Annotated in this window: 18 protein-coding genes; 9 read left to right on the top strand and 9 right to left on the bottom strand. The window is 70.3% G+C overall.

From position 1 onward, the window contains the following. Positions 1–602: 602 nt before the first annotated feature. Positions 603–1,031 (bottom strand): Rieske 2Fe-2S domain-containing protein, encoded by a 429-nt coding sequence (locus AB0L59_RS37110; RefSeq protein WP_365591228.1) that lies wholly within the window; start codon positions 1,029–1,031, stop codon positions 603–605. 179 nt (positions 1,032–1,210) lie between these two features. On the opposite strand from AB0L59_RS37110, the gene AB0L59_RS37115 reads away from it, so the two are divergent. Further along, positions 1,211–2,341 (top strand): LacI family DNA-binding transcriptional regulator, encoded by a 1,131-nt coding sequence (locus AB0L59_RS37115; RefSeq protein ID WP_365591230.1) that lies wholly within the window; start codon positions 1,211–1,213, stop codon positions 2,339–2,341. Next, positions 2,338–3,249: a carbohydrate kinase gene (locus AB0L59_RS37120; protein WP_365591232.1), complete on the top strand. Its 912-nt coding sequence runs from the start codon at positions 2,338–2,340 to the stop codon at positions 3,247–3,249. Before AB0L59_RS37115 ends, AB0L59_RS37120 begins: the two co-directional genes overlap by 4 nt. Before the next feature lie 147 nt (positions 3,250–3,396). Here AB0L59_RS37120 and uvrA read toward each other — a convergent pair whose 3' ends face one another. After that, the gene (gene uvrA / locus AB0L59_RS37125; protein ID WP_365591234.1) at positions 3,397–6,423 is read right to left on the bottom strand and encodes an excinuclease ABC subunit UvrA; all 3,027 of its coding nucleotides are present in this window, start codon (positions 6,421–6,423) and stop codon (positions 3,397–3,399) included. A gap of 224 nt (positions 6,424–6,647) precedes the next feature. Here uvrA and AB0L59_RS37130 point away from each other — a divergent pair, with 224 nt between their 5' ends. The 5 genes from AB0L59_RS37130 (at position 6,648) to AB0L59_RS37150 (ending at position 10,901) form a co-directional block, all read left to right on the top strand. Next, positions 6,648–7,334 (top strand): maleylpyruvate isomerase family mycothiol-dependent enzyme, encoded by a 687-nt coding sequence (locus AB0L59_RS37130; protein ID WP_365591236.1) that lies wholly within the window; start codon positions 6,648–6,650, stop codon positions 7,332–7,334. Positions 7,335–7,379: 45 nt separating this feature from the next. After that, entirely contained in the window at positions 7,380–8,036 is a 657-nt protein-coding gene (locus AB0L59_RS37135; protein ID WP_365591238.1) for an MBL fold metallo-hydrolase, read from the top strand. Positions 8,037–8,329: 293 nt separating this feature from the next. Beyond that, positions 8,330–9,214, top strand: coding sequence for an ABC transporter substrate-binding protein (locus tag AB0L59_RS37140; RefSeq protein ID WP_365591239.1), 885 nt, complete (start codon positions 8,330–8,332; stop codon positions 9,212–9,214). Continuing rightward, on the top strand, positions 9,211–10,146 hold the full coding sequence (locus AB0L59_RS37145) for an amino acid ABC transporter permease (RefSeq protein WP_365591240.1): 936 nt from the start codon (positions 9,211–9,213) through the stop codon (positions 10,144–10,146). Before AB0L59_RS37140 ends, AB0L59_RS37145 begins: the two co-directional genes overlap by 4 nt. Next, the gene (locus AB0L59_RS37150) at positions 10,143–10,901 is read left to right on the top strand and encodes an amino acid ABC transporter ATP-binding protein (protein ID WP_365591242.1); all 759 of its coding nucleotides are present in this window, start codon (positions 10,143–10,145) and stop codon (positions 10,899–10,901) included. The genes AB0L59_RS37145 and AB0L59_RS37150 overlap by 4 nt, the downstream gene beginning before the upstream one ends. On the opposite strand, the gene aroQ is transcribed toward AB0L59_RS37150, so the two are convergent. Next, entirely contained in the window at positions 10,902–11,375 is a 474-nt protein-coding gene (gene aroQ, locus AB0L59_RS37155) for a type II 3-dehydroquinate dehydratase (RefSeq protein ID WP_365591243.1), read from the bottom strand. It lies immediately after the preceding gene. A gap of 211 nt (positions 11,376–11,586) precedes the next feature. Here aroQ and AB0L59_RS37160 point away from each other — a divergent pair, with 211 nt between their 5' ends. After that, positions 11,587–12,858 carry an MFS transporter gene (locus AB0L59_RS37160; RefSeq protein WP_365591244.1) on the top strand — a complete coding sequence of 424 codons (1,272 nt, stop codon included), beginning with the start codon at positions 11,587–11,589 and terminating at the stop codon, positions 12,856–12,858. A 22-nt stretch (positions 12,859–12,880) separates the two neighbouring features. Here AB0L59_RS37160 and AB0L59_RS37165 read toward each other — a convergent pair whose 3' ends face one another. From AB0L59_RS37165 to AB0L59_RS37190, 6 genes are all read right to left on the bottom strand, one after another. Further along, positions 12,881–13,981, bottom strand: a complete 1,101-nt coding sequence (locus AB0L59_RS37165; protein ID WP_365591246.1) for an ionic transporter y4hA — start codon at positions 13,979–13,981, stop codon at positions 12,881–12,883. A 149-nt stretch (positions 13,982–14,130) separates the two neighbouring features. Beyond that, positions 14,131–15,120, bottom strand: a complete 990-nt coding sequence (locus AB0L59_RS37170; RefSeq protein WP_365591248.1) for a TerC family protein — start codon at positions 15,118–15,120, stop codon at positions 14,131–14,133. A 234-nt stretch (positions 15,121–15,354) separates the two neighbouring features. Next, positions 15,355–17,355, bottom strand: coding sequence for a TerD family protein (locus AB0L59_RS37175; RefSeq protein ID WP_365591250.1), 2,001 nt, complete (start codon positions 17,353–17,355; stop codon positions 15,355–15,357). 57 nt (positions 17,356–17,412) lie between these two features. Continuing rightward, complete coding sequence (locus AB0L59_RS37180) at positions 17,413–17,991, bottom strand: TerD family protein (protein ID WP_365591252.1); 579 nt, start codon at positions 17,989–17,991, stop codon at positions 17,413–17,415. A gap of 157 nt (positions 17,992–18,148) precedes the next feature. Beyond that, positions 18,149–20,296, bottom strand: a complete 2,148-nt coding sequence (gene uvrB / locus AB0L59_RS37185) for an excinuclease ABC subunit UvrB (RefSeq protein ID WP_365591253.1) — start codon at positions 20,294–20,296, stop codon at positions 18,149–18,151. Positions 20,297–20,345: 49 nt separating this feature from the next. Further along, complete coding sequence (locus AB0L59_RS37190) at positions 20,346–21,203, bottom strand: MHYT domain-containing protein (protein ID WP_365591255.1); 858 nt, start codon at positions 21,201–21,203, stop codon at positions 20,346–20,348. Between the two features lie 278 nt (positions 21,204–21,481). On the opposite strand from AB0L59_RS37190, the gene AB0L59_RS37195 reads away from it, so the two are divergent. After that, positions 21,482–22,351 carry a glycerophosphodiester phosphodiesterase family protein gene (locus AB0L59_RS37195; RefSeq protein ID WP_365591257.1) on the top strand — a complete coding sequence of 290 codons (870 nt, stop codon included), beginning with the start codon at positions 21,482–21,484 and terminating at the stop codon, positions 22,349–22,351. The last annotated feature ends 16 nt before the right edge of the window (positions 22,352–22,367 follow it).

The raw sequence follows: 22,367 nt of genomic DNA on the forward strand, positions 1-22,367 counted from the left end.
TGCCGGTTGAGGCGACTCCGGGCCCGCGGGACGGCGATGAGGGGCGTGCGGGGCCGGACAGGGCGGCCTTCGGAGGAGACCGCGCTTCGGAGGTGGGGCGGGGCCGACGGGGCACCGAAGGTGCGGTGGAAGTACGGCGTGCCGCCGTGGTGGCGGGTGGCACCCTGATGCGGGGCGGTAGCGGTGGCCGGGCCGCGGTGCCGGTGCGGCGGTGCCGTTTCGCGGTTGCCCGACAGGGTGTGCGGGACGGCGATGAGGGGCAGCGCACGGCAGGAGTCACCGCACTTTAACCCGGCATCCCAGCGCAGAGGCGGGGTCACGGACGAGGAGGCGGTGGGTGCTGAAGGGTATGCCGGACGGCCCGGCGATACGGGATGGCCGCGCGGGACAGAGACGAGCACCGGCGGGGCGGCTGCCCGGTTGTCGGCGGCGTCGGGAAGGCAGCGCGGCGGCGCCGCCCGGGCGCAAGGACACGGAGGACCGCCGAACCGCAGGACAGCGGCACCCAGTCACGGCAGAAGGCCGCGGCCAGGCAGCGTGGGACGGCAGCGCGGCGGCGGGGTGGGACGGGCGTGCGGGCGGGGCTCGGGGCGGCCTTCCGGTCAGGCGCCCGGGCCGGCGATGATCCGACCGTTCGTGGTCTTCACCGGCAGCTCGGCCAGGGGCTCCGTGGCCGGTGCCTGGACCACCTTGCCCGTCACGGCGTCGAACTGGCTGCCGTGGCAGGGGCAGGTCAGGGTCGTCCCCTGCAGCTTGTTGATGGGACACCCCGCGTGCGTGCAGATCGAGCTGTAGGCCTTCAGCGCGCCGCTCCCGTCACGGCTCACGACGACGTTGTGATCCCGGTAGAGCTTGGCACCGCCCTTCGAGACCTCGCTGTCGGCACCGAGGTCGACCGGCGCGGTCGGCGTGGCCGCGACCGAGCCGCCCTGGCCCGGTGCCGAGCAGGCGGCCAGGCCGAGCCCGGCGACCGGGGCCACGGCGGCACCTCGAAGGACGGTACGGCGGCTCGCGGAGGGCGGGACGGGCATAGGGAACTCCACTGTTCAAGGGGTGTGCACGGCGACCATACCTGGGCAGAAGGGTCGACCCTGGGGCGGGGGCAGGGAAAGGGCGTAAACGTTTGCGCAAGCGTTTACGCGAAGGCGCCGGTGAGATAGCGTCCGAGCCGGAAGGGCCTGCGGTCATTCGGTTCAGGGAGGTGAAGGCGATGCCCACCATGGCGGACGTCGCGCGGAGCGCCGGTGTCTCGGTGGCGACCGTCTCCCATGTCCTGAACGGCACCCGCCCGGTGCTCCCCCACACCCGCCAGGCCGTGCTGGAGGCCATCGACACCCTCGGCTACACCCCCAACACCCTGGCCCGCTCCCTGGTGACCTCCCGCACCCGCTCCATCGGACTCGCGGTGTCGGCGAGCAGCAACCCGTACTTCACGGAGATCCTCCAGGGCGTGGAGTCCGCCGCCCTGGCGGCGGGCTACGGCCTGCTCATCGCGGACCCGCACGACGACCCGGGGCACGAGCGCAAGATCGTCCAGCTTCTCCACGAACGCCGGGTGGACGGCATGATCGTCGCTCCCTCAGCGCGCCCGCACGATCTGGTCCGCTATCTCCGCCGCCACGCCGTACCCACCGTCTTCCTGGACCGGGTGATCGACGTGGACGTGGCTGCGGACACAGCCGCCGACGGTGGAGGGGGCCCCGCCTCCGCCGAGAGCGCGCCCTGGTACGACCAGGTATGCGCCGAGAGCGCCGCACCGACCGCCCGTCTCGTCACTCATCTCGCCGGCCTTGGCCACCGCCGGATCGGCCTGGTCGCCGGCCTGCCCGGGCTCAGCACCACCAGTGAGCGTGTCTCCGGCTACCGGGACGGCCTCACCTCCGCCGGTCTGGCCCACGACGAACGGCTCCTCGTGTCCGGCGACTCCGAATCCGGGAGCGCGGAGCAGGCCACGGCCGCCCTGCTCGCCCTGCCGGGTCCGCCCACGGCGCTCGTCACCGCCAACAACGCCATGACCATCGGCGCCCTCAGTGCCCTGCGCCGGCACGGACTGTCCGTCCCGGATGACATCGCCCTGTGCTGCTTCGACGACTTCGCCTGGGCCGACCTGTTCTCACCCCGGCTCACCGCCATCGCCCAGCCCAGCAGGGAACTGGGCGCGCGGGCCGTCCAGCTGCTCCTGGACCGTCTGCAGGAGCGGCGCCGACCGACCCGGACGGTGCGGCTGCCGTGTGCGTTCGTCCACCGCACGTCCTGCGGCTGCCCGGAGGAGCCGGGCGGGTCCGAGGAGCCGGAGCACACCGCATCATCCACGCTGCCCCAGAAGGGAACCGCCTCGTGATCGTCGTCGCCGGTGAGGCACTGATCGACCTGGTACCGCAGGGCTCCGGTGCCCTCGCGGACCTGAAGCCGGCGCTCGGCGGCGGCCCGTACAACACCGCCGTGGCCCTCGGCCGGCTCGGCTCCCCCACCGCCTTCTGCTCCCGGACCTCGCACGACGCCTTCGGCGAGGCCCTGCTCGACGGACTGCGCCGGGAGGAGGTGGACGTGTCGGGCGTGCAGCGCGGGCCGGAGCCGACGACCCTGGCCGTGGCCACGATCGACGCCGGCGGCTCGGCCGCGTACTCCTTCTATGTCGACGGCACCGCCGACCGCCTGTTCACCGTCCCCGCCGCGCTTCCCGCCGGCACGCGCGCGGTGTCGTTCGGCACCTGCTCACTCGTCCTGGAGCCCGGAGCGAGTGCCTATGAGGAGCTGATGCGCACGGCAGCCGGACAGAGCCTGTTCACCGCGCTCGACCCCAACATCCGGGCGGGACTGATCCCGGACGCGGACGCCTACCGGGCTCGTTTCAAGAGCTGGCTGCCCTCGGTGACGCTGCTGAAGCTCTCCGCGGAGGACGCCGAGTGGCTGGATGGCACCCCGCGCGAGTGGCTGGCGGCCGGGCCGGCGGCCGTCGTGGTGACCCGGGGCGGGGAGGGTCTGACCGCGTTCACCCGGGACGGCGGGGAGTACTCCGTACCGGGTGAGCAGGTCGCCGTGGTGGACACCATCGGCGCCGGTGACACGGTGAACGCGGCCCTGCTGCATGGGCTTTCCGCACTGGACGCACTGTCGGAGGAAGCGCTGGCCGCCCTCGGGGCGGAGGGCTGGACGCGGCTGCTGCGCTTCGCGGCGCGCGCGGCGGCGATCACCTGCTCGCGGGCGGGGGCCGAGCCGCCGTACGCGGCCGAGGTCGGCGAACTGTGAGCGGCCCTTTTCCTCTCTGTTGTTGTCAAGGTGCGGCCGGACCCGAGGTGCGGGGGCCGGTCGGGCCTCGGAGCCGGGGCGGCTGATGGTGGAACGAGCGGCGCCCCGCGGGAAGTTCCCGCGGGGCGCCGCTTTTCTGGTGGTGTGTCAGGCCTTGCGTGCCCGTGTCGTCTTCTTCGCGGGCGTCGCCTTCTTCGTGGCCGTGGCGGCCTTCTTGGTCGCCGTGTTGTTGGCCTTGGCCGTCACCGTCCGCTTCGCCGTCGTCTTCGCGGCGGCCGTCCTCTTGGCCGTGCCGGCACGCGGCGCCGACACCGGTTCCGCGTCGCTGATCCGGTCGGCGCCGAGGATCTCGCGCAGGAACTTGCCGGTGTGGCTGGCCGGAACCCCGGCGACCTCCTCGGGCGTACCCTCGGCAACCACCAGGCCACCGCCGGCGCCGCCCTCCGGACCCATGTCCACGATCCAGTCGGCGGTCTTGATCACGTCGAGGTTGTGCTCGATGACGATCACCGTGTTGCCCTTGTCCACCAGGCCGCCGAGGACCTTCAGGAGCTTGCTGATGTCCTCGAAGTGCAGACCGGTGGTCGGCTCGTCGAGGACGTAGACCGTGCGCCCGGTGGACCGCTTCTGCAGTTCGCTGGCCAGCTTCACGCGCTGTGCCTCACCACCGGAGAGGGTGGTGGCGGACTGGCCGAGGCGGACATAGCCCAGACCGACGTCCTTCAGCGTCCTCAGGTGCCGGGAGATGGCCGGGACGGCCTCGAAGAAGTCGGTGGCCTCCTCGATCGGCATGTTCAGCACGTCGGCGACGGACTTGCCCTTGTAGTGGACCTCCAGGGTCTCCCGGTTGTACCGGGCGCCGTGGCAGACCTCGCACGGGACGTAGACGTCCGGGAGGAAGTTCATCTCGATCTTGATCGTGCCGTCGCCCGCACAGTTCTCGCAGCGGCCGCCCTTGACGTTGAAGGAGAAGCGGCCGGGCTGGTAACCGCGGACCTTCGCCTCGGTGGTCTCGGCGAACAGCTTGCGGATGTGGTCGAAGACCCCGGTGTACGTCGCCGGGTTGGACCGGGGGGTGCGGCCGATCGGCGACTGGTCGACGTGTACGACCTTGTCGACCTGGTCGTCGCCGTCCACGCGCGTGTGCCGTCCGGGGACGTTCCTCGCGCCGTTCAGCTCGCGGGCCAGGTGCGTGTAGAGGATGTCGTTGACCAGCGTCGACTTGCCGGATCCGGAGACGCCCGTGACGGCCGTGAACACGCCCAGCGGGAAGGACACGTCGATGTCCTGCAGGTTGTTCTCACGGGCGCCGTGCACGGTGAGCCGGCGGGACGGGTCGCGGGGACGGCGGATGTCCGGAAGCGGGATCGCCCTGCGGCCCGAGAGGTATGCGCCGGTCTGCGACTCGGTGTTTTCGAGCAGTTCCTTCAGGGAGCCGCTGTGCACGACCTTGCCGCCGTGCTCACCCGCTCCGGGACCGATGTCCACGACCCAGTCGGCGACCTTGATGGTGTCCTCGTCGTGCTCCACGACGATGAGCGTGTTGCCCATGTCGCGCAGCCGGACCAGCGTCTCGATCAGCCGGTGGTTGTCCCGCTGGTGCAGGCCGATGGACGGCTCGTCCAGGACGTACAGGACGCCGACGAGGCCGGAGCCGATCTGGGTGGCCAGGCGGATGCGCTGGGCTTCACCGCCGGAGAGCGTGCCGGCCGCGCGGTTCAGCGAGAGGTAGTCCAGGCCGACGTCGACCAGGAAACGCAGCCGTTCGTTGACCTCCTTCAGCACCCGCTCGGCGATCTTCTTGTCGCGGGCGCTCAGCTTCAGCTGCCCCAGGAAGTCCGCGCAGTCGCTGATCGACATCGCGGAGACCTCGGCGATCGACTTCTCCATGATCGTGACCGCGAGCACGATCGGCTTCAGGCGCGTGCCCTCACAGGTGGGGCACGGCACCTCACGCATGTAGCCCTCGAACCGCTCGCGGCTCGCGTCGCTCTCGGCCTCGCTGTGCCGGCGCTTCACGAACGGCACCGCGCCCTCGAAGGGCGTGGTGTACACGCGCTCGCGGCCGTACCGGTTGCGGTACCGGACCTCGATCTGGGTCTTGTGGCCGTAGAGCAGGGCCTTCTTCGCGCGCTGGGGCAGTCCCGCGAACGGGATGTCCGTGCGGAAGCCGAGGGCGTCCGCGAGGGCGCCGGTCAGGCGGCCGAAGTAGTCCTTGGTGTGCCCGTGCGACCAGGGGTGGATGGCGCCCTCGTCCAGGGACTTCTCCTCGTCCGGGACGATCAGCTCGGGGTCGACCTCCATGCGCGTGCCGATGCCGGTGCAGTCCGGGCAGGCGCCGAAGGGCGAGTTGAAGGAGAAGGAGCGGGGCTCCAGCTCCTCGAAGGACAGGTCGTCGTGCGGGCAGTACAGGTGCTCGGAGTACATGCGCTCGCGCTCGGGGTCGTCCTCGGGGAGGTCGACGAAGTCGAGCACGACCATGCCGCCGGACAGGCCGAGGGCTGTCTCCACGGAGTCGGTGAGGCGGCGCTTGGCGGACTCCTTCACCGTGAGGCGGTCCACGACCACCTCGATCGTGTGCTTCTCCTGCTTCTTCAGCGTCGGCGGGTCGGAGAGCTGGACGGTCTGCCCGTCCACGCGCGCGCGGGAGTAGCCCTTGGTCTGGAGGTCGGCGAAGAGGTCGACGAACTCGCCCTTCCGCTCGCGCACCAGCGGCGACAGCACCTGGAAGCGGCTCCCCTCCGGCAGCTCCAGGACCTTGTCGACGATGGCCTGCGGCGACTGGCGGGAGATCGGGCGGCCGCACTCGGGGCAGTGCGGCTTGCCGATGCGCGCGAAGAGCAGTCGCAGGTAGTCGTAGACCTCGGTGATGGTGCCGACCGTGGAGCGCGGGTTGCGCGAGGTCGACTTCTGGTCGATGGAGACCGCCGGGGACAGACCCTCGATGAAGTCGACGTCCGGCTTGTCCATCTGGCCGAGGAACTGCCGGGCGTAGGAGGAGAGCGACTCCACGTAGCGCCGCTGGCCCTCCGCGAAGATCGTGTCGAAGGCCAGGGAGGACTTGCCCGACCCGGACAGGCCCGTGAAGACGATGAGCGAGTCACGAGGCAGGTCGAGCGAGACATTCTTCAGGTTGTGCTCGCGCGCGCCACGGACGATGAGACGGTCGGCCACGCCGGTCCGCACCTTTCTTGAGAGAAGTGACAGGGGCGGGGCCCCCGTGCTTCTTCAGACTAGGGGGAGCCACTGACAACGCCGGTCGGATTGCCCGGTTGCATAACAACCACCGGCTATCCAGCATGCCCGACGCCGCCTTCGACGATATAGCACGTGCTTTCGATTTGAGGACGCGGTTCACCACCTTCACTCAAAGGTGTGGCGGGGCTAATGTCAGGCTCATGATTGATCACGCTCATGACCTGGGATGTGTACGTGACGCGACCGAACGGCTCCTCAACGCGGTCGCCGAACTGGACAACGCCGCGCTCGCCGACGCGTCACGGCTTCCGGGGTGGACCCGCGGGCACGTCGTGGCCCATCTCGCCCGCAACGCGGACGCGCTCGTGAACGTGCTCGAGGGGCGGCCCATGTACGAAAGCGCCGAGGCGCGGGACGCCGACATCGAGCGTGACGCCCCGCGCCCCCTCGACGTCCAGCTCGCCGACCTGCGCGAGAGCGCCGCCCGCTTCCAGTCCAGGGGGGACGCGCCGGCGGACTGGACGCGCACGGTGGAGCTGCGCAACGGGGTCACCGACTCCGCGTCCCGGGTGCCGTTCCGGCGGTGGGTCGAGGTCGAGCTGCACCATGTGGACCTCGGCATCGGATATGAGCTGGAAGATCTTCCGGAGGAGTTCACGGACCGGGTGATCGACTTCCTGGCGCAACGCTTCGCCGGCCACAGGGACGTGCCGTCGACCGGCCTGAACGCGGGCAACGGCCGGGTCTGGACCACCGGCGGCGGCGCGACGGACGGACCGGTCGTGGTCGAGGGCACGGCCGCCGACCTGCTGGGCTGGCTCGCCGGGCGGCGCGACGGCTCGGCCCTGACCACGAACGGCGCGCTGCCGAAGCTGCCCGCGCTGTAGGCCGCCGACGGTCCGGGGGCCGCCGGCCGCTATAGGCTGATCACCATGACGTACACCGGAGAGGTCAGGGTCGGCGGGCCCGCGGATGTGCACGAGCTGAAAGACCTGATGATCACCAAGATCGCGGTCGGCCCGATGGACAACAACGCCTATCTGCTGCGCTGCCGGGCCACCGACGAGCAGCTCCTGATCGACGCCGCCAACGAGGCCGAGGTGCTCCTCGGCATGATCGGTGACGACGGCATCGCGTCCGTCGTCACCACGCATCAGCACGGCGACCACTGGCAGGCGCTCGCCGAGGTCGTCGCGGCCACGGGAGCGCGTACGTACGCGGGCCGCGAGGACGCCTCCGGCATCCCGGTCCCCACCGACGTTCTCGTGGACGACGGCGATGTCATCAGGGTGGGGCGGGTGGAACTCACCGCGCGTCATCTCGTCGGGCACACACCGGGTTCGATCGCACTGGTCTACGACGATCCGCACGGCCACCCGCACGTCTTCACCGGCGACTGCCTGTTCCCGGGCGGCGTCGGCAACACACGCAAGAGCCCGAAGGCGTTCGCCAGCCTGATCCACGACGTGGAGACGAAGATCTTCGGCGTGCTGCCCGACGAGACCTGGGTGTATCCGGGGCACGGCAACGACACCACCCTGGGAGCGGAGCGGCCGCATCTGCCGGAGTGGCACGCGCGCGGGTGGTGAGCGCCAGGCGCGTGCCTCGTGGCGTGCGCCCCGTGTGAATTTTTCACCCGCGCCGGGGGCGCGTGCGCGCTCCCGGCGCGCCGTGTCACGCGGTCAACTGGTGGCAGCCCCGCAGAGGATGACGGCTCCTGTGCGGTAGGGCCGCCGGTCTCCACCCCCGCCCTCGGCCGGCGGCCCTGGCCAAAGGCCCGCGTCGTACCCGCCGTTCACACGCCCGCAACGCACGCTCCCACTATGCGGACAGTTACGGTCGTGACCTGGACAAACCCGGGGTTCGCTGCCAATCTCCCGCCATGTACCTCGCCCCCCGCACCCTGCGCCGTGCGCTGGCCGCCGCCACCGTAGCCCTGCTCGCCACCGCTGTCGGCTGCGCTCCGCAGCCCGACGGCGCGGCGGCGGCCTCCCCGTCCGGCTCGGCCGCGAAGAGCTGCGCCAAGGGCAAGCTGGGCACCAAGACCTCCGGGAAGCTGACGATCGCGACGGACGAACCGGCGTACGAGCCCTGGTTCAAGGACGACAAGCCCGCGAACGGCAAGGGCTTCGAGTCGGCGGTCGCCTACGCCGTGGCCCGGCAGCTGGGTTACGACAGGAACGCGGTCGTCTGGCAGAGCGTGCCGTTCAACAAGGCGTTCGCGCCCGGTGTGAAAACCTTCGACTTCGACATCAACCAGGTGTCGATCAGCGCCGAACGCAAGAAGGCCGTCGATTTCACCTCCGGTTACTACGACGTGCGCCAGGCCGTCATCGCGCTGAAGGGCGGCAAGGCCGCCAAGGCGACGAGCATCGCGGACCTGAAGAACCTCAAGCTGGGTGCGCAGGTGGGCACCACGAGCCTCGACTACATCACCGACGTGGTGAAGCCGAAGCAGCAGGCCGCCGCGTTCGCGAAGAACGACCAGGCCAAGTCGGCGCTGAAGAACGGCCAGGTGGACGCCATCGTCGTCGACCTGCCGACAGCGTTCTACATCACCTCCGCCGAGGTGACGAACGCGCGGATCGTCGGCCAGTTCGAGAACCAGGGCGGCACACCCGAGCAGTTCGGGCTGGTGCTGGACAAGGGCAGCGCGCTGACCTCGTGCGTGAGCGGCGCCGTGGACGCCCTGCGCAAGGACGGCACGCTGGCGAAGCTGGAGAAGCAGTGGCTCTCCGACGCCGTCGACGCGCCGGTGTTCAAGTGACGGTCGTCAAGGGCGAGTCGGCCCCGGAGGGGGCCGACGACAAGGGCGGCATGACCGGTGGCGGCGCTGGTGGCGTCGCCGGTGACGGGTACGCACCCTCCGAGCGGCGGCTCGAGCGCGAGCGCTACACACGCGCGCGTGCCCGCCGCGCCACGGCCGTCGCGGCACTGTCCACGTTGGTCACGGCCGTCGTGCTGTATCTGGTCGTGGTCGACGCGCCGGGCTGGCCGCGCACCGAGGAGACGTTCTTCAACGCGCGCTACGCGCGCGAGGCGCTGCCGAAGGTCCTCGAAGGGCTGTGGCTGAACGTCCGCCTGCTCGTGGTCTGCGGCGTCGCCGTCCTGGTACTCGGCATGCTGATCGCGATCGCGCGCACTCTGCGTGGACCGGTGTTCTTCCCGCTGCGGGTGCTGGCGGCGGCGTACACCGACTTCTTCCGCGGCCTCCCGCTGATCATCAACCTGATGATCGTGGTCCTGGGCGTGCCGGCGCTGCGGCTGCAGGGTGTGACGGTCGATCCGGTGCTGCTGGGCGGTACGGCGCTGACGCTGACGTACTCGGCGTACGTGGCCGAGGTGTTCCGGGCCGGCATCGAGTCGATCCACCCCTCGCAACACGCCGCGGCCCGCTCACTGGGCCTGACCAGCCGGCAGGCCCTGCGCTACGTCGTCCTCCCCCAGGCGGTACGACGTCAGGTGCCGCCGCTGCTCAACGACCTGGTGTCGCTGCAGAAGGACACCGGTCTGGTGTCGATCGGCGGCGCGGTGGACGCCGTACGGGCGGCCGACATCATCGTGGGCCGCAGTCTGAACTACACGCCGTACATCGTCGCGGGGCTGGTGTTCGTGGCGCTGACCATTCCGATGACCCGCTTCACGGACTGGGTGACGGCCCGGATGGACCGGCAGCGGGCCCAGGGAGGAACGCCATGAGCGACGCAGACGCGCCCGTGCTGCGCATGGAGTCCGTCCGCAAGACATTCGGCGGCTCCGTCGTTCTGCGGGACGTGGATCTGGAGGTCGCACCGCACACGGTGACCGCGCTGATCGGCGCCTCCGGCTCGGGCAAGTCCACGCTGCTGCGCTGCGCCAACCTCCTGGAGGAACTCGACGACGGCGCCATCTGGCTGGACGGAGAGGAGATCACCGACCCCCGCGCCGACCAGGACGCGGTACGGCGCCGTATCGGCGTGGTGTTCCAGGCGTACAACCTCTTCCCGCACATGACCGTGCTGGAGAACGTCACGCTGGCGCCGCGCCGGGTGCACGGCGTCTCCCGCGCGGAGGCCGGAGAACGGGCCAGGGAGCTGCTGGAGCGCCTCGGACTGGCCGACAAGGCCGACGCCTACCCGGACCGGCTCAGCGGCGGTCAGCAGCAGCGGGTGGCGATCGTACGGGCCCTTGCGGTGCGGCCTCGGCTGTTGCTGCTGGACGAGATCACCGCAGCGCTCGACCCGGAACTCGTGGGCGAGGTCCTGGAAGTGGTCCGGGGTCTGAAGGACGACGGCATGACCATGGTGCTGGCGACGCACGAGATGGGTTTCGCGCGGGACGTCGCCGACCAGGTTTGTTTCCTGGACGGTGGAGTGGTCCTGGAACGCGGCACCGCCGAGCAGGTCTTCGGCGACCCGCAGCAGGAGCGCACGCGGCGCTTCCTGCGGCGGATCGTGGAGGCGGGCCGGCTGTAACTACGCCTCCGCCTGGGCCGCGCCCACCAGCGCGGCGACGCGCTCCACACCGAACACATAGCCCTGCACCCCGCATCCGGCGATCACGCCGTCGGCACGCAGCGAGACGTAGGAGTGATGCCGGAACGACTCGCGCCGGTGGATGTTGGAGATGTGCACCTCCAGGACGGGCATGCCGTCACAGGTGTTGAGTGCGTCCAGAATCGCGACGGACGTGTGCGAGTAGGCGCCAGGGTTGATGACGATTCCGCAGTGGTTCAGCCGCGCCTCGTGGATCCAGTCGACCAGTTCGCCCTCGTGGTTGGACTGCCGGAAGTCCACCGTGCCGCCGTGCGCGGCCGCGGCCTTGGCGCACAGCGCCTCGATGTCGGCCAGTGTGTCGCTGCCGTAGATCTCGGGCTGGCGCTGACCGAGCAGGTTCAGGTTGGGCCCGTTGAGGATCATGATCGGGGCGGTGGCCAGGGTGCGGGGCACGGTTCCTCCGGTCCGTTCGGAGCGGTACGTCGACGACCGCTGCTGGCACCCGGTCTATCACGGTGGCCGGAGCGGACGGCGCGCCCCGCACGCCGTCGCCTCGGCGCGCACTCCGGTCGCTTCGTCACCTCCACACGCCCCCCCGTAACCCGCGCTCACGGTGGGTAGTTGGCACGACATGGAACCTGCACGCACCGTAAGGACACCGTCGATGCTGCGGCTCGCCGCGGCCTCCCTGGCGGGGACCGCGGTCGAGTTCTACGACTTCTTCGTCTACGGCACAGCGGCCGCCCTGGTCCTGGGGCCGCTGTTCTTCCCGACGTTCTCGCCGCTCGCGGGGACACTGGCGGCGTTCGCGACGTTCGGGGCGGGGTTCGTGGCCCGGCCGCTGGGGTCGGTGTTGTTCGGGCACCTCGGCGACCGGCGCGGACGGCGGCCTGTGCTGGTTCTCTCATTGCTGCTCACGGGCGCCTCGACGGTCGCGGTGGGCTGTCTGCCGACGTACGGATCGATCGGCGTGGCCGCGCCCGCGCTCCTGCTCGTCCTGCGCTTTCTGCAAGGTCTCGGCCTCGGCGGGGAGTGGGGCGGGGCGGTACTGCTGACCGCCGAGCACGCGCCGCCCGGGCGGCGCGTGCTGTGGTCCAGCTTTCCGCAGGTGGGACCCGCGCTCGGGTTCGTGCTCGCCAATGGGGTGATGCTCGCCCTGTCGGCGGGGCTGTCCGACGCGGAGTTCGCCGCCTGGGGGTGGCGGGTGCCGTTCTGGGCGGCCGGGGCGCTGGCGCTGTGCGGGCTGTGGCTGCGCTCGTCGCTCGCCGAGAGCCCTCGGTTCCTGGAGATCGACGACCACGCGCGCGTGCCGTTCGTCGAGGTCGTACGCCACCACGGCCGGCTGGTGCTGCTGACGGCGGGGGCGCTGGCCGCGGGGTACGCCGTCTTCTACGCGGTGACGACCTGGTCGCTGGCGTACGCCACGCAGCGGCTGGGGGTGAGCCGGACGGTGATGCTGACGTGTGTCATGGCCGCGGTGGTGGTCAAGGCCTCCCTCACGCCGTTCATGGCCCTGCTGGGCGACCGTTACGGGCGCCGGCCGATGTGCCTCACGGGGTGCGCGGCCTGCTGCCTGTGGATGCTCCCGATGGTCGCGCTGCTGGCCACCGGCCAGCCACTGCTCATGTTCCTCGGCATCCTCGGGGCACTGGTCTCCTTCATCACCATGTTCGCGGTGATCGCCGCCTACCTGCCTGAGTTGTACGAGGCGCGGGTGCGCTGCACGGGCGCCGCGGTGGGCTACAACCTCGGCGGGGTTCTCGGCGGCGCCCTCACCCCGATCGTGGCCACGGCTCTCGCGGAGCACGGTGGACGGGTCCCGTGGGGTGTGGGCGTCTATCTCACGGGCGTCGCACTGCTCAGCCTCGCGTGCTTCGCTCTGCTGCCCGAGACCCGCCCCGTGCCCGTGCCGGCGGTGGAGCCGGCTACGGGCTGACCCGCTGGGACCGGACGGACGGCTAGGGGTTGATCGCGAGCTCCAGGTAAGCCGCGAAGATCACCAGGTGGACACCGCCCTGCAGGGGTGTGGCTCGTCCCGGTACCACCGTCAGGGAGCTGACCACGACGGTCAGCGCGAACAGCAGCATGTGGGTCGAGCTGAGGCCGAGGACGAGCGGTCCCGACAGCCAGACGGAGGCGAGGGCGACGGCCGGGATCGTCAGGCCGATGCTGGCCATGGCCGAGCCGAGCGCCAGGTTGAGACTGGTCTGTACCCGGTCGCGGCGGGCGGAGCGCAGCGCGGCGATGGTCTCCGGCAGCAGGACCAGCAGGGCGATGATCACGCCGACGACGGCTTGGTGCAGGCCGGCCGCCTCCACGCCGGACTCGATGGCGGGCGACACGCCCTTGGCCAGGCCGACTACGCCGATCAGGGCCAGGCCGAGCAGGCCGAGACTCATCCAGGCGGTGCGCGCGGTCGGGGGTGAGGCGTGGTCTTCGGCGGTGATGACCTCGCCCTGCCGGGTGATCGGCAGGAAGTAGTCACGGTGGCGCACGGTCTGGGTGGCCACGAACAGTCCGTAGAGAATCAGTGAGGACAGCGCGGCGAAGGTCAGCTGGACCGAGGAGAACTCCGGCCCGGGCTTGCTGGTGGTGAAGGTCGGCAGCACCAGGCTGAGCGTGGCGAGCGTCGCCACGGTCGCCAGGGCGGCGCCGGTGCCCTCGGGGTTGAAGACCGCGGTGCCGTGCCGCAGGGAGGCGACGAGCAGACAGAGCCCGACGATACCGTTGCAGGTGATCATCACGGCGGCGAAGACGGTGTCCCTCGCCAGGGTGGAACTCTTGGCGCCCCCGTCGACCATGAGGGTGACGATCAGGGCCACCTCGATGACCGTGACGGCGATGGCCAGCACCAGGGACCCGAAGGGCTCGCCGACCCGGTGGGCGACGACCTCGGCGTGATGGACCGCCGCCAGGACGGATCCGGCAAGCACCAGGGTCACCAGGCCGACGACCGCACCCGGCAGGTCACGTCCCCAGGTGAAGACCAGGAGGACGACCGCGAGGACGGGCACGAGGAGCGTCCATTCCCGGGTGAGCGACCGGAGCCGAGTGATCATGCCGCGATGGTCGCAGAGACGTACAGGATTCGCATTCCGTTCTTTTCGGACACCTCTCACGCCTTCCGCCGTGAGCCCGGCACGGGCGGGAGCGGTGTCTGCTGAAGCACAGTCCCGCTCCCTCGGAGGCGCGCCTGTCGCGGGCTTGGTCAGGCGTCGACGCTGGCCTTCCGGGCGTCTTCGCGGCCGGTCCGCGCGGCCTCGATCGCCGCCCGCTTCCTGGTGGCCATCAGGCTGGTGATGGTCGTGACGACCAGGACCGCGCAGATCACGCCGAGCGAGACGGGGATGCTGATCTCGGGGACATGGACGCCGGACTCGTGCAGGGCGTGCAGCACCAGCTTGACGCCGATGAAGCCGAGGATGATGGACAGGCCGTACGAGAGGTGGACCAGCTTCTTCAGCAGGCCGCCGATGAGGAAGTACAGCTGCCGCAGCCCCATGAGGGCGAAGGCGTTGGCGGTGAACACGATGTACGGGTCCTGGGTCAGGCCGAAGATCGCGGGGATGGAGTCGAGGGCGAACAGGACGTCCGTGGTGCCTATGGCGAGCATCACGACCAGCATCGGGGTCATGACCCGCTTGCCGTTCCGCTGGATCCACAGCTTGGTGCCGTGATAGCGGTCGGCCACGCCGAACTTGCGCTCCGCGGCCTTCAGCAGCTTGTTCTCCTCGAACTCCTCTTCCTCCTCATCCGTGCGGGCCTCCTGGACGAGCTTCCAGGCCGTCCATACCAGGAAGGCGCCGAAGAGGTAGAACACCCAGGAGAAGCTCGCGATGATCGCGGCACCCGCGGCGATGAAGACGGCCCGCAGGACCAGGGCTATGAGCACGCCGACGAGCAGGACGCGCTGCTGGTACCGCGAGGGCACCGCGAACTTCGCCATGATCAGGACGAAGACGAAGAGGTTGTCGACGCTCAGAGACTTCTCGGTGATGAATCCCGCGAAGAACTCACCAGCCGGCTGCCCGCCGCCGAAGACGAGGAGACCGAGACCGAAGAGCCCGGCCAGGGAGATCCAGACGACGGTCCAGATACCGGCTTCCTTGACCGACACTTCGTGCGGCTTGCGCCCGATGAAGAAATCGACCGCGATCAGGGCGGCAAGGCCCACGATGGTCAGGACCCACAGGGTCATGGAGACTTCCACTGCACCTCCGGCATTACGTAACGGCAAACACGTCAGCGTCGTCGCTGCCGGAGGTCTCTTCCACCCGCGTGGGGCCGACGCCCCAGGACCGGAACCGGTCCGTACTGACGGGTGCGCCGCAGTCAGGGAGTACTCCCCTCCGTACGGAAGACAGTACCCCAATCACCAAGGAAAGGTAAAGGAAAATGCAAAATAAAGACCAAAGCACCAGGTGAAACGGCTTTACTTGGGCTTGGTCGAGGCTCGGGCCACTTCGCTGAGGACGTGCTGCACGATCTGGCTGCCGGACGGCACCAGTGAGGGTTCGTAGGTCCAGGCGTGCCCGACCCAGGGGTCGGTGAAATGGTCGTCGGGCACGGGCGTGAGTCGCATCAGCGAACGCCACAGCGGATCGAGCAGGGGGCCGTACGCTGCGGCGTCCGCGCGGTCCGCCACCAGCAGGAGGTGCACGCCGACGTCGGGCCCCTCGTCGGCGAGATAGCGCAGCCGGGTCACCGCCCGGTCGTCGAAGCCGTGCGGGAAGTCGTTGACGATCAGCAGCTGACGCGCGGTGTCGACATCGGCCGGCAGCGTCTGGGGGGCGCCTCCGCGCAGCGCCATCTGCGCCAGATCGACCCGTCGGGTGAGCCGCTCCAGCTGCGCCGTCACCCCCGCTGCCCCGGTCGCAGGGGGCGCCGCGAGCACCCCTGTCCCCGTGATCGGAGCAAACGCCGTGGCTCCCGCGCCGGCCGGGTCGATGATTCGCACGGCGAAGTCCCCGACCGGGTGGACGGCGAGCAGTCGCGCCGCGAGTGTCATCGCCGCCTCCATGGCCAGGCGCCGCAGCTCGGCGGAGTCCTGAAGGCCCTCGGGGCCGTCGGAGGCCTCTGCCGCACCGCTGTCGAGCCACAGGCCGCGTTCCAGCGGCAGCCTGACCAGCAGGGGAATGCGCAGCGGCACGCTCTCGGGCAGCTGCAGGTCGCCGAGGCGCAGGGCCATGGGCGGCTCGGCGGGCACGCGGTATCCGTGCCAGACGGGGTTGTCCCAGCCGGCGTAGGCGGGCGGAAGCGCGGGCTCGACCACCTCCGACTCGGCGGTGAGCTGCGCGAGGTCGCGGTCGAGGACTGCGCGCGCCTGGTCCACCAACTGCGTCCGGCGTTCCTGGGCCGCCTCGCGCGCGGCATCGCCCGCGGTGCCGAGCCGGGTGCGGGGGTCGGCGAGGGCCTGGTCGAGCTCCTTCTCCAGGCGGGAGTCGGCGAAGTCGACGGCGCTGCGGTACGCGGCCGTCGTGCGGGCCAGATCCTCGAACATGCCCCAGACCTGGTTGTACAGCCGCTCCTCCATCGACCAGCCGACGGCGTCGCCCGCGACGGGCTGTGCGGGTCGGTCATCGGCGGCGGGAGCAGCCGGCGCCGGTGTGCCGTGCGGGCGGCGACCGGGATGGGTGTGGTCGACCCGGGCGTCCGGATCGCGCGGGGTGGTGCCGGGGTCCTGGGCGTCGTACGGGTTCCGCGGGGCGTACGAGCTTGGCGGCCCCACCGTCCCGGACCCGGGCGCGTCCTCGTCCTCGGGCCGGTGGGTGTCGCGCGGCGCGGAAGCGGGTGCGCCGTGCGGCACGGTCGCGGAGGTGTCCTGCGGTGTGGGTACCGGTGCCTGGTGCGGTGACGCCATGGAGGACGGCAGCGCACGGGACGGGTCGTGGGCCGCGGCCCGGTGGACGGCGGCCGCGAGATCCGCCGCCGCGTCCAGGCCCTGGTCGGCGAGGAGTGCGGGGAGGCCGGCCGCGTAGCCCTGGCCCACCGCGCGCACCTTCCAGGCACCCTGTCTGCGGTACAGCTCCAGGGCGAGCACGGCCGTCTCACTGTCCAGGCCGGTCAGGGTGAAGCAGGCGAGTTCGCTGCCGTCGAGCCCCTCGACCGTGGTGTGCGGGGCGGCTACGCCACCGAACCGGAGCGGTCCTCCGACGCCCGAGGGAAGAGCGAGGAACACGTCGAGGCGGTGCACGGCCTCGGGCAGAGCGTCCAGGTCGACGGCCAGCCGGTGTTCGGTGGCGGCCCGCCGGGGCACCTCGATGCCGGGCAGAGCGGGGGCGCCGGGATGCGCGACCCACTGGGGGCCCGGCACCATGCCGTTCTCGTCGCCGAGCGTGGCCCCGGCCAGGACCGGTGTCCCGGCCGTGATCCGGATCGCCAGCCCGACCTGGGACAGCGGGTGGTTCTGTCCGCGCACCAGCTCGGCCGTCATCGCCGTCGCCCCCCTGTGTTGTTCTCTCGTGCGCCCCGCCAGGTTGAGCGGGTGGTCCTACAGGTGCGGCAGGATCGCCGGCATCAGGTCCTGGAACGTGCGGCCGTTGGCCGGGGAGCCGAGCGCGGTCATCGTCCAGCCCGAGCCCGCGCGGTGCACCTTCGCCATGATCTGGGCGGTGTAGTCACCACCGCCGTCCAGCGTGTAGCGGGCGAGTTCCTGCCCGTTGGTCTCGTCCACCAGGCGGCAGAACGCGTTCTGCACCTCCTGGAAGGTCTGGCCGGTGAAGGAGTTCACGGTGAAGACGATCTGGTCGACGTGGACCGGCACACGCTGCAGGTCCACGAGGATCGCCTCGTCGTCACCACCCTGTCCGACGCCGCCGACGAGGTTGTCACCGGTGTGGCGGACGGAGCCGTCGTCGCTCACCAGGTGGCGGAAGAAGACGACGTCGACCGGCTGCTTCTCGGCGAAGAGGACGGCGGAGGCGTCCAGGTCGATCTCGCGGGTGCGGGAACCGAACAGGCCGCGCCGCTTCGCCGCCTGCCAGCCGAGCCCCATACGGACCGCGGTCAGGGTGGCCCCGTCCTTCTTCTCCAGGCTGATGGCCTGACCCTTGCTCAAGTTGACGGACACCGCTGAATCCCCTCTCGATGGTCCCCTGTTGCCGCGAAGCTCGCGGTTGTCAAGAACCCTACGCAGGGGCACCGGCAGTGCCGAACCCCCGCCCGCGCTTTGTGTCGGTGTTGCAACACTCGGCGCATATACCGAGGTCCGGCAGGGTGGCGGGGGGTCAGGCGAGGCCGGCTTCCCGCATCTGACGCAGCTCCTTCTTCATCTCCGAGACCTCGTCGCGCAGCCGGGCCGCGATCTCGAACTGCAGCTCCGCGGCGGCGGCGCGCATGCGCTCGGTCATCTCCTCGATCTGCTCGGCGAGTTCGGCCGCCGGACGGTCCGTGGGAACCGTGGCCGCCGCCTTGCCCTTGGCCGCCTTGCCGCCCTTCGCGCCCTTGGCCGCCTTGTCACCCAGCGCCGGGACGGGAGCCTTGGCGCCCTTGCCGTCCTTGGACTTGCGGTAGCCGGAACCGAGAAGCTGCTCGGTGTCGACCTCCTCGCGGGCGATCTGCGCGACGATGTCGTTGATCTTCTTGCGGAGCGGCTGCGGGTCGATGCCGTTGGCCTTGTTGTACGCGACCTGCTTCTCCCGGCGGCGGTTGGTCTCGTCGATGGCCTTCTCCATCGCCGGGGTGATCTTGTCGGCGTACATGTGGACCTGGCCGGAGACGTTGCGCGCCGCGCGACCGATGGTCTGGATCAGCGAGGTGCCCGAGCGCAGGAAACCCTCCTTGTCGGCGTCGAGGATCGCCACCAGGGACACCTCGGGCAGGTCGAGGCCCTCGCGCAGGAGGTTGATGCCGACCAGCACGTCGTACTCACCGGAGCGCAGTTCGCGCAGCAGCTCGACGCGGCGGAGGGTGTCGACGTCGCTGTGCAGATAGCGCACCTGGATGCCGAGCTCCAGGAAGTAGTCGGTGAGGTCCTCGGCCATCTTCTTGGTGAGGGTGGTGACGAGGACGCGTTCGTCCTTCTCGGTGCGCTTGCGGATCTCGTGCACCAGGTCGTCGATCTGGCCCTCGGTGGGCTTGACCACGACCTCCGGGTCGACGAGGCCGGTCGGGCGGATGATCTGCTCGACCACGCCGTCGGAGCGCGACAGCTCGTAGGTTCCCGGGGTCGCCGACAAGTAGACGGTCTGGCCGATGCGCTCCTGGAACTCCTCCCACTTCAGCGGGCGGTTGTCCAACGCGGAGGGCAGGCGGAAGCCGTGGTCCACGAGGGTGCGCTTGCGGGAGGCGTCGCCCTCGTACATGGCACCGATCTGCGGGACGGTGACGTGTGACTCGTCGATGACGAGCAGGAAGTCGTCCGGGAAGTAGTCCAGCAGGGTGTTGGGCGGGGAGCCGGGCGAGCGGCCGTCGAAGTGCATCGAGTAGTTCTCGACGCCGGAGCAGGTGCCGATCTGGCGGAGCATCTCGATGTCGTACGTGGTGCGCATCCGCAGGCGCTGGGCCTCCAGGAGCTTGCCCTGCTTCTCCAGCTCGGCGAGGCGCTCCCCGAGCTCCTTCTCGATGTCGTTGACGGCCCGCTCCATGCGCTCGGGACCGGCGACGTAGTGGGAGGCGGGGAAGACGTACAACTGCTGGTCGTCGCTGATGATCTCGCCGGTGAGCGGGTGCAGCGTGGACAGCGCCTCGATCTCGTCACCGAACATCTCGATGCGGACGGCCAGCTCCTCGTAGACCGGGAAGATCTCGATGGTGTCGCCGCGGACCCGGAAGGTACCGCGGCTGAAGGCCATGTCGTTGCGGGTGTACTGGATGTCGACGAAACGGCGCAGCAGCTCGTCCCGGTCGAGCTCGTCGCCGACCCGGAGGGGGACCATGCGGTCCACGTACTCCTGCGGGGTGCCGAGGCCGTAGATGCAGGAGACGGAGGCGACCACGACGACGTCGCGGCGGGTGAGCAGCGAGTTCGTCGCCGAGTGGCGCAGGCGCTCCACCTCCTCGTTGATCGAGGAGTCCTTCTCGATGTACGTGTCCGACTGGGGGACGTAGGCCTCGGGCTGGTAGTAGTCGTAGTACGAGACGAAGTACTCGACCGCGTTGTTCGGCAGCAGCTCGCGGAACTCGTTGGCCAGCTGGGCGGCCAACGTCTTGTTCGGCGCCATCACGAGCGTGGGGCGCTGGAGCTGCTCGATCATCCACGCGGTGGTGGCGGACTTGCCGGTGCCGGTCGCGCCCAGCAGGACGACGTCCTTCTCACCGGCCTCGATGCGCTTGGCGAGGTCGGCGATGGCCGTCGGCTGGTCGCCGCTGGGCTGGTAGGGGCTGACGACCTCGAAGGGCGCCACCGTGCGTTCGATGTGGGAAACGGGCCGCATGTCCTCCACCGTACGACCCCGCACTGACAACGGGCCCCGATCAGTGGTTCTACCTGCTCCGGGAGCCCTGGTGCTCGGGCCGGCGCCCCGAGTGCAGGACGGGACGGCGGTCCAGGTGGGAGGGGACGGCGGCCGCCGGGACACCCGGTGTGCGCTCGGCGGGCAGGCGGACGGGCCGGCCCATGACCATCATCGGGTCGAAGATCACGACGACGGCCGCGAGGAGCAGGAAGGCCAGGGGGCCGATCAGCATGGGCGCGAGCACGGACGGCTCCGGAACGCCTCCGCCGGTGTGGGAGGTGCCGTCGAGGTGGACGCCCAGGCCTGCCATGCCCATGTAGTGCATACCGCTCACGGCCAGCCCCATGACGAGGCTCGCCCCGACGCTCCACAGGAAGCCGCGGACGCGTCCGGCGGCCCACAAGGCGGCGGTGGCGGCCACGACCGCTATGACGACGGAGGCGGCGACCGTGAGCGTGTTGTAGGTGAACCGCCCGTGGAAGCGCACACCCGCCATGCCCAGGTAGTGCATCGAGGCGACGCCCAGACCGGTGATGGTGCCGCCGGTGAAGAGCGCTGTGCCGGTGGCGCCCCGGTAGCCGACGATGAAGATGCCGACGCCGACCATGACGATGGCGAGGCCGAGGCTCGCGTAGGTGACCGGCTGGTCGTAGTGGATCGGGGCCTCCTTGATGGCGAAGCCCATCATGGCGACGAAGTGCATCGTCCAGATCCCGGAGCCGATCGCGGCGGCGCCGAGGGCCAGCCAGGCGGGCCGCCAGGAGTGCGTGACCAGCAGCGCGCGGGTGGTGCAGCGCAGGCCGAGGGCGCCACCGAGACAGGCCATCAGATAGGCCGCCAGCGGGGTGACGGCCCCGTAGCTGAATCCGTCGACCGTGCCTTGCATCCGCGGCTGCCCTTCCGCCCTTTTGTGTCCTGGAATACCCGAAATGCCCCCGGCCCAGGACCGCGCGGGCGGTCCGGGTTGTCGCTGAGAGTATGACCCCCACCGGAATGGTCGAACGATTTTCCGGCAAAGAAACACGGCCCTGCCGCAGTTGTGCGGTCGCGGTGAGCGGACTGGGACATCCCCGTTCAGGCTGTGGCCATCGTGCGCCCGTGTGCCGGTGACGGTCAGCTGTCAGTCTGGATGCTGTGCGTATTCGCTCGACGCGAGGAGTCTGCATGCACGCGCGCGTAGTTGCCCTCACAGCCGCCGCGGTCCTGGCCACGGCGGCCCTGCTGAGCCCCACCTCCGACGCCCGGGCCGGCGACGTCGGCAAGCCCACGGTGGTCGCCCACCGGGGGGCCTCCGCCTACGCTCCCGAGAACACGCTTGCCTCCATCGACAAGGCCGCGCGGCTGGGCTTCTCCTGGGTCGAGAACGACGTCCAGCGCACCAAGGACGGCGAGCTGGTCGTCATCCACGACGACAGTCTCCAGCGCACCACGAACGTCAAGCAGCTCTTCCCCGGCCGGGCACCGTGGAAGGTGAAGGACTTCACCGCCGCCGAGATCGCCCGGCTGGACGCGGGCAGCTGGTACTCCCCCGCCTACGCGGGCACGCGCGTGCCGACGCTGAAGCAGTACATGCGCCGCATCGAGCACAACCACGAGAAGCTGCTCCTGGAGATCAAGAACCCGCAGCTGTATCCGGGCATCGAACAGCAGACCCTCAAGCTCCTCGGCAACCAGGGGTGGCTGGACCAAAGCCATCTGAGGCGACTGATGGTGCAGAGCTTCAGCGCCGACAGCATCCGGACGGTGCACGAGTTGCGGCCCGCGATCACCACGGCCTACCTCGGGATGCCCACGGTCGCACAGCTGCACACGTACGCGCGCTTCACCGACCTGGTCAACCCCTCGTACGCCTCGCTCTCCAAGGGGTACGTCTCGGCCGTGCACGCCTTCGACGGGCCGCACGGCAGGCCGCTCGGGGTGTTCGCCTGGACGGTGAACGACGTGGCCGGCGCACGCCGGGTGGCGGGCTACGGCGTCGACGGGATCATCACCAACAAGCCCGACGTGGTGCGGACGGCGCTGGGTTCGGACTGACGGGCCGGGCGTTGTC

The organism is Streptomyces sp. NPDC052109 (assembly GCF_040680195.1).
In the GTDB taxonomy this organism is placed as follows: Bacteria; Actinomycetota; Actinomycetes; order Streptomycetales; family Streptomycetaceae; genus Streptomyces.

Excerpts from the sequence above, each read along its gene's own strand:
- AB0L59_RS37110 (WP_365591228.1), bottom strand. The coding sequence starts at position 1,031 with ATGCCCGTCCCGCCCTCCGCGAGCCGCCGTACCGTCCTTCGAGGTGCC.
- AB0L59_RS37115 (WP_365591230.1), top strand. The coding sequence starts at position 1,211 with ATGCCCACCATGGCGGACGTCGCGCGGAGCGCCGGTGTCTCGGTGGCG.
- AB0L59_RS37130 (WP_365591236.1), top strand. The coding sequence starts at position 6,648 with ATGATTGATCACGCTCATGACCTGGGATGTGTACGTGACGCGACCGAA.
- AB0L59_RS37135 (WP_365591238.1), top strand. The coding sequence starts at position 7,380 with ATGACGTACACCGGAGAGGTCAGGGTCGGCGGGCCCGCGGATGTGCAC.
- AB0L59_RS37140 (WP_365591239.1), top strand. The coding sequence starts at position 8,330 with ATGTACCTCGCCCCCCGCACCCTGCGCCGTGCGCTGGCCGCCGCCACC.
- AB0L59_RS37150 (WP_365591242.1), top strand. The coding sequence starts at position 10,143 with ATGAGCGACGCAGACGCGCCCGTGCTGCGCATGGAGTCCGTCCGCAAG.
- AB0L59_RS37160 (WP_365591244.1), top strand. The coding sequence starts at position 11,587 with ATGCTGCGGCTCGCCGCGGCCTCCCTGGCGGGGACCGCGGTCGAGTTC.
- AB0L59_RS37165 (WP_365591246.1), bottom strand. The coding sequence starts at position 13,981 with ATGATCACTCGGCTCCGGTCGCTCACCCGGGAATGGACGCTCCTCGTG.
- AB0L59_RS37170 (WP_365591248.1), bottom strand. The coding sequence starts at position 15,120 with ATGACCCTGTGGGTCCTGACCATCGTGGGCCTTGCCGCCCTGATCGCG.
- AB0L59_RS37175 (WP_365591250.1), bottom strand. The coding sequence starts at position 17,355 with ATGACGGCCGAGCTGGTGCGCGGACAGAACCACCCGCTGTCCCAGGTC.
- uvrB (WP_365591253.1), bottom strand. The coding sequence starts at position 20,296 with ATGCGGCCCGTTTCCCACATCGAACGCACGGTGGCGCCCTTCGAGGTC.
- AB0L59_RS37190 (WP_365591255.1), bottom strand. The coding sequence starts at position 21,203 with ATGCAAGGCACGGTCGACGGATTCAGCTACGGGGCCGTCACCCCGCTG.
- AB0L59_RS37195 (WP_365591257.1), top strand. The coding sequence starts at position 21,482 with ATGCACGCGCGCGTAGTTGCCCTCACAGCCGCCGCGGTCCTGGCCACG.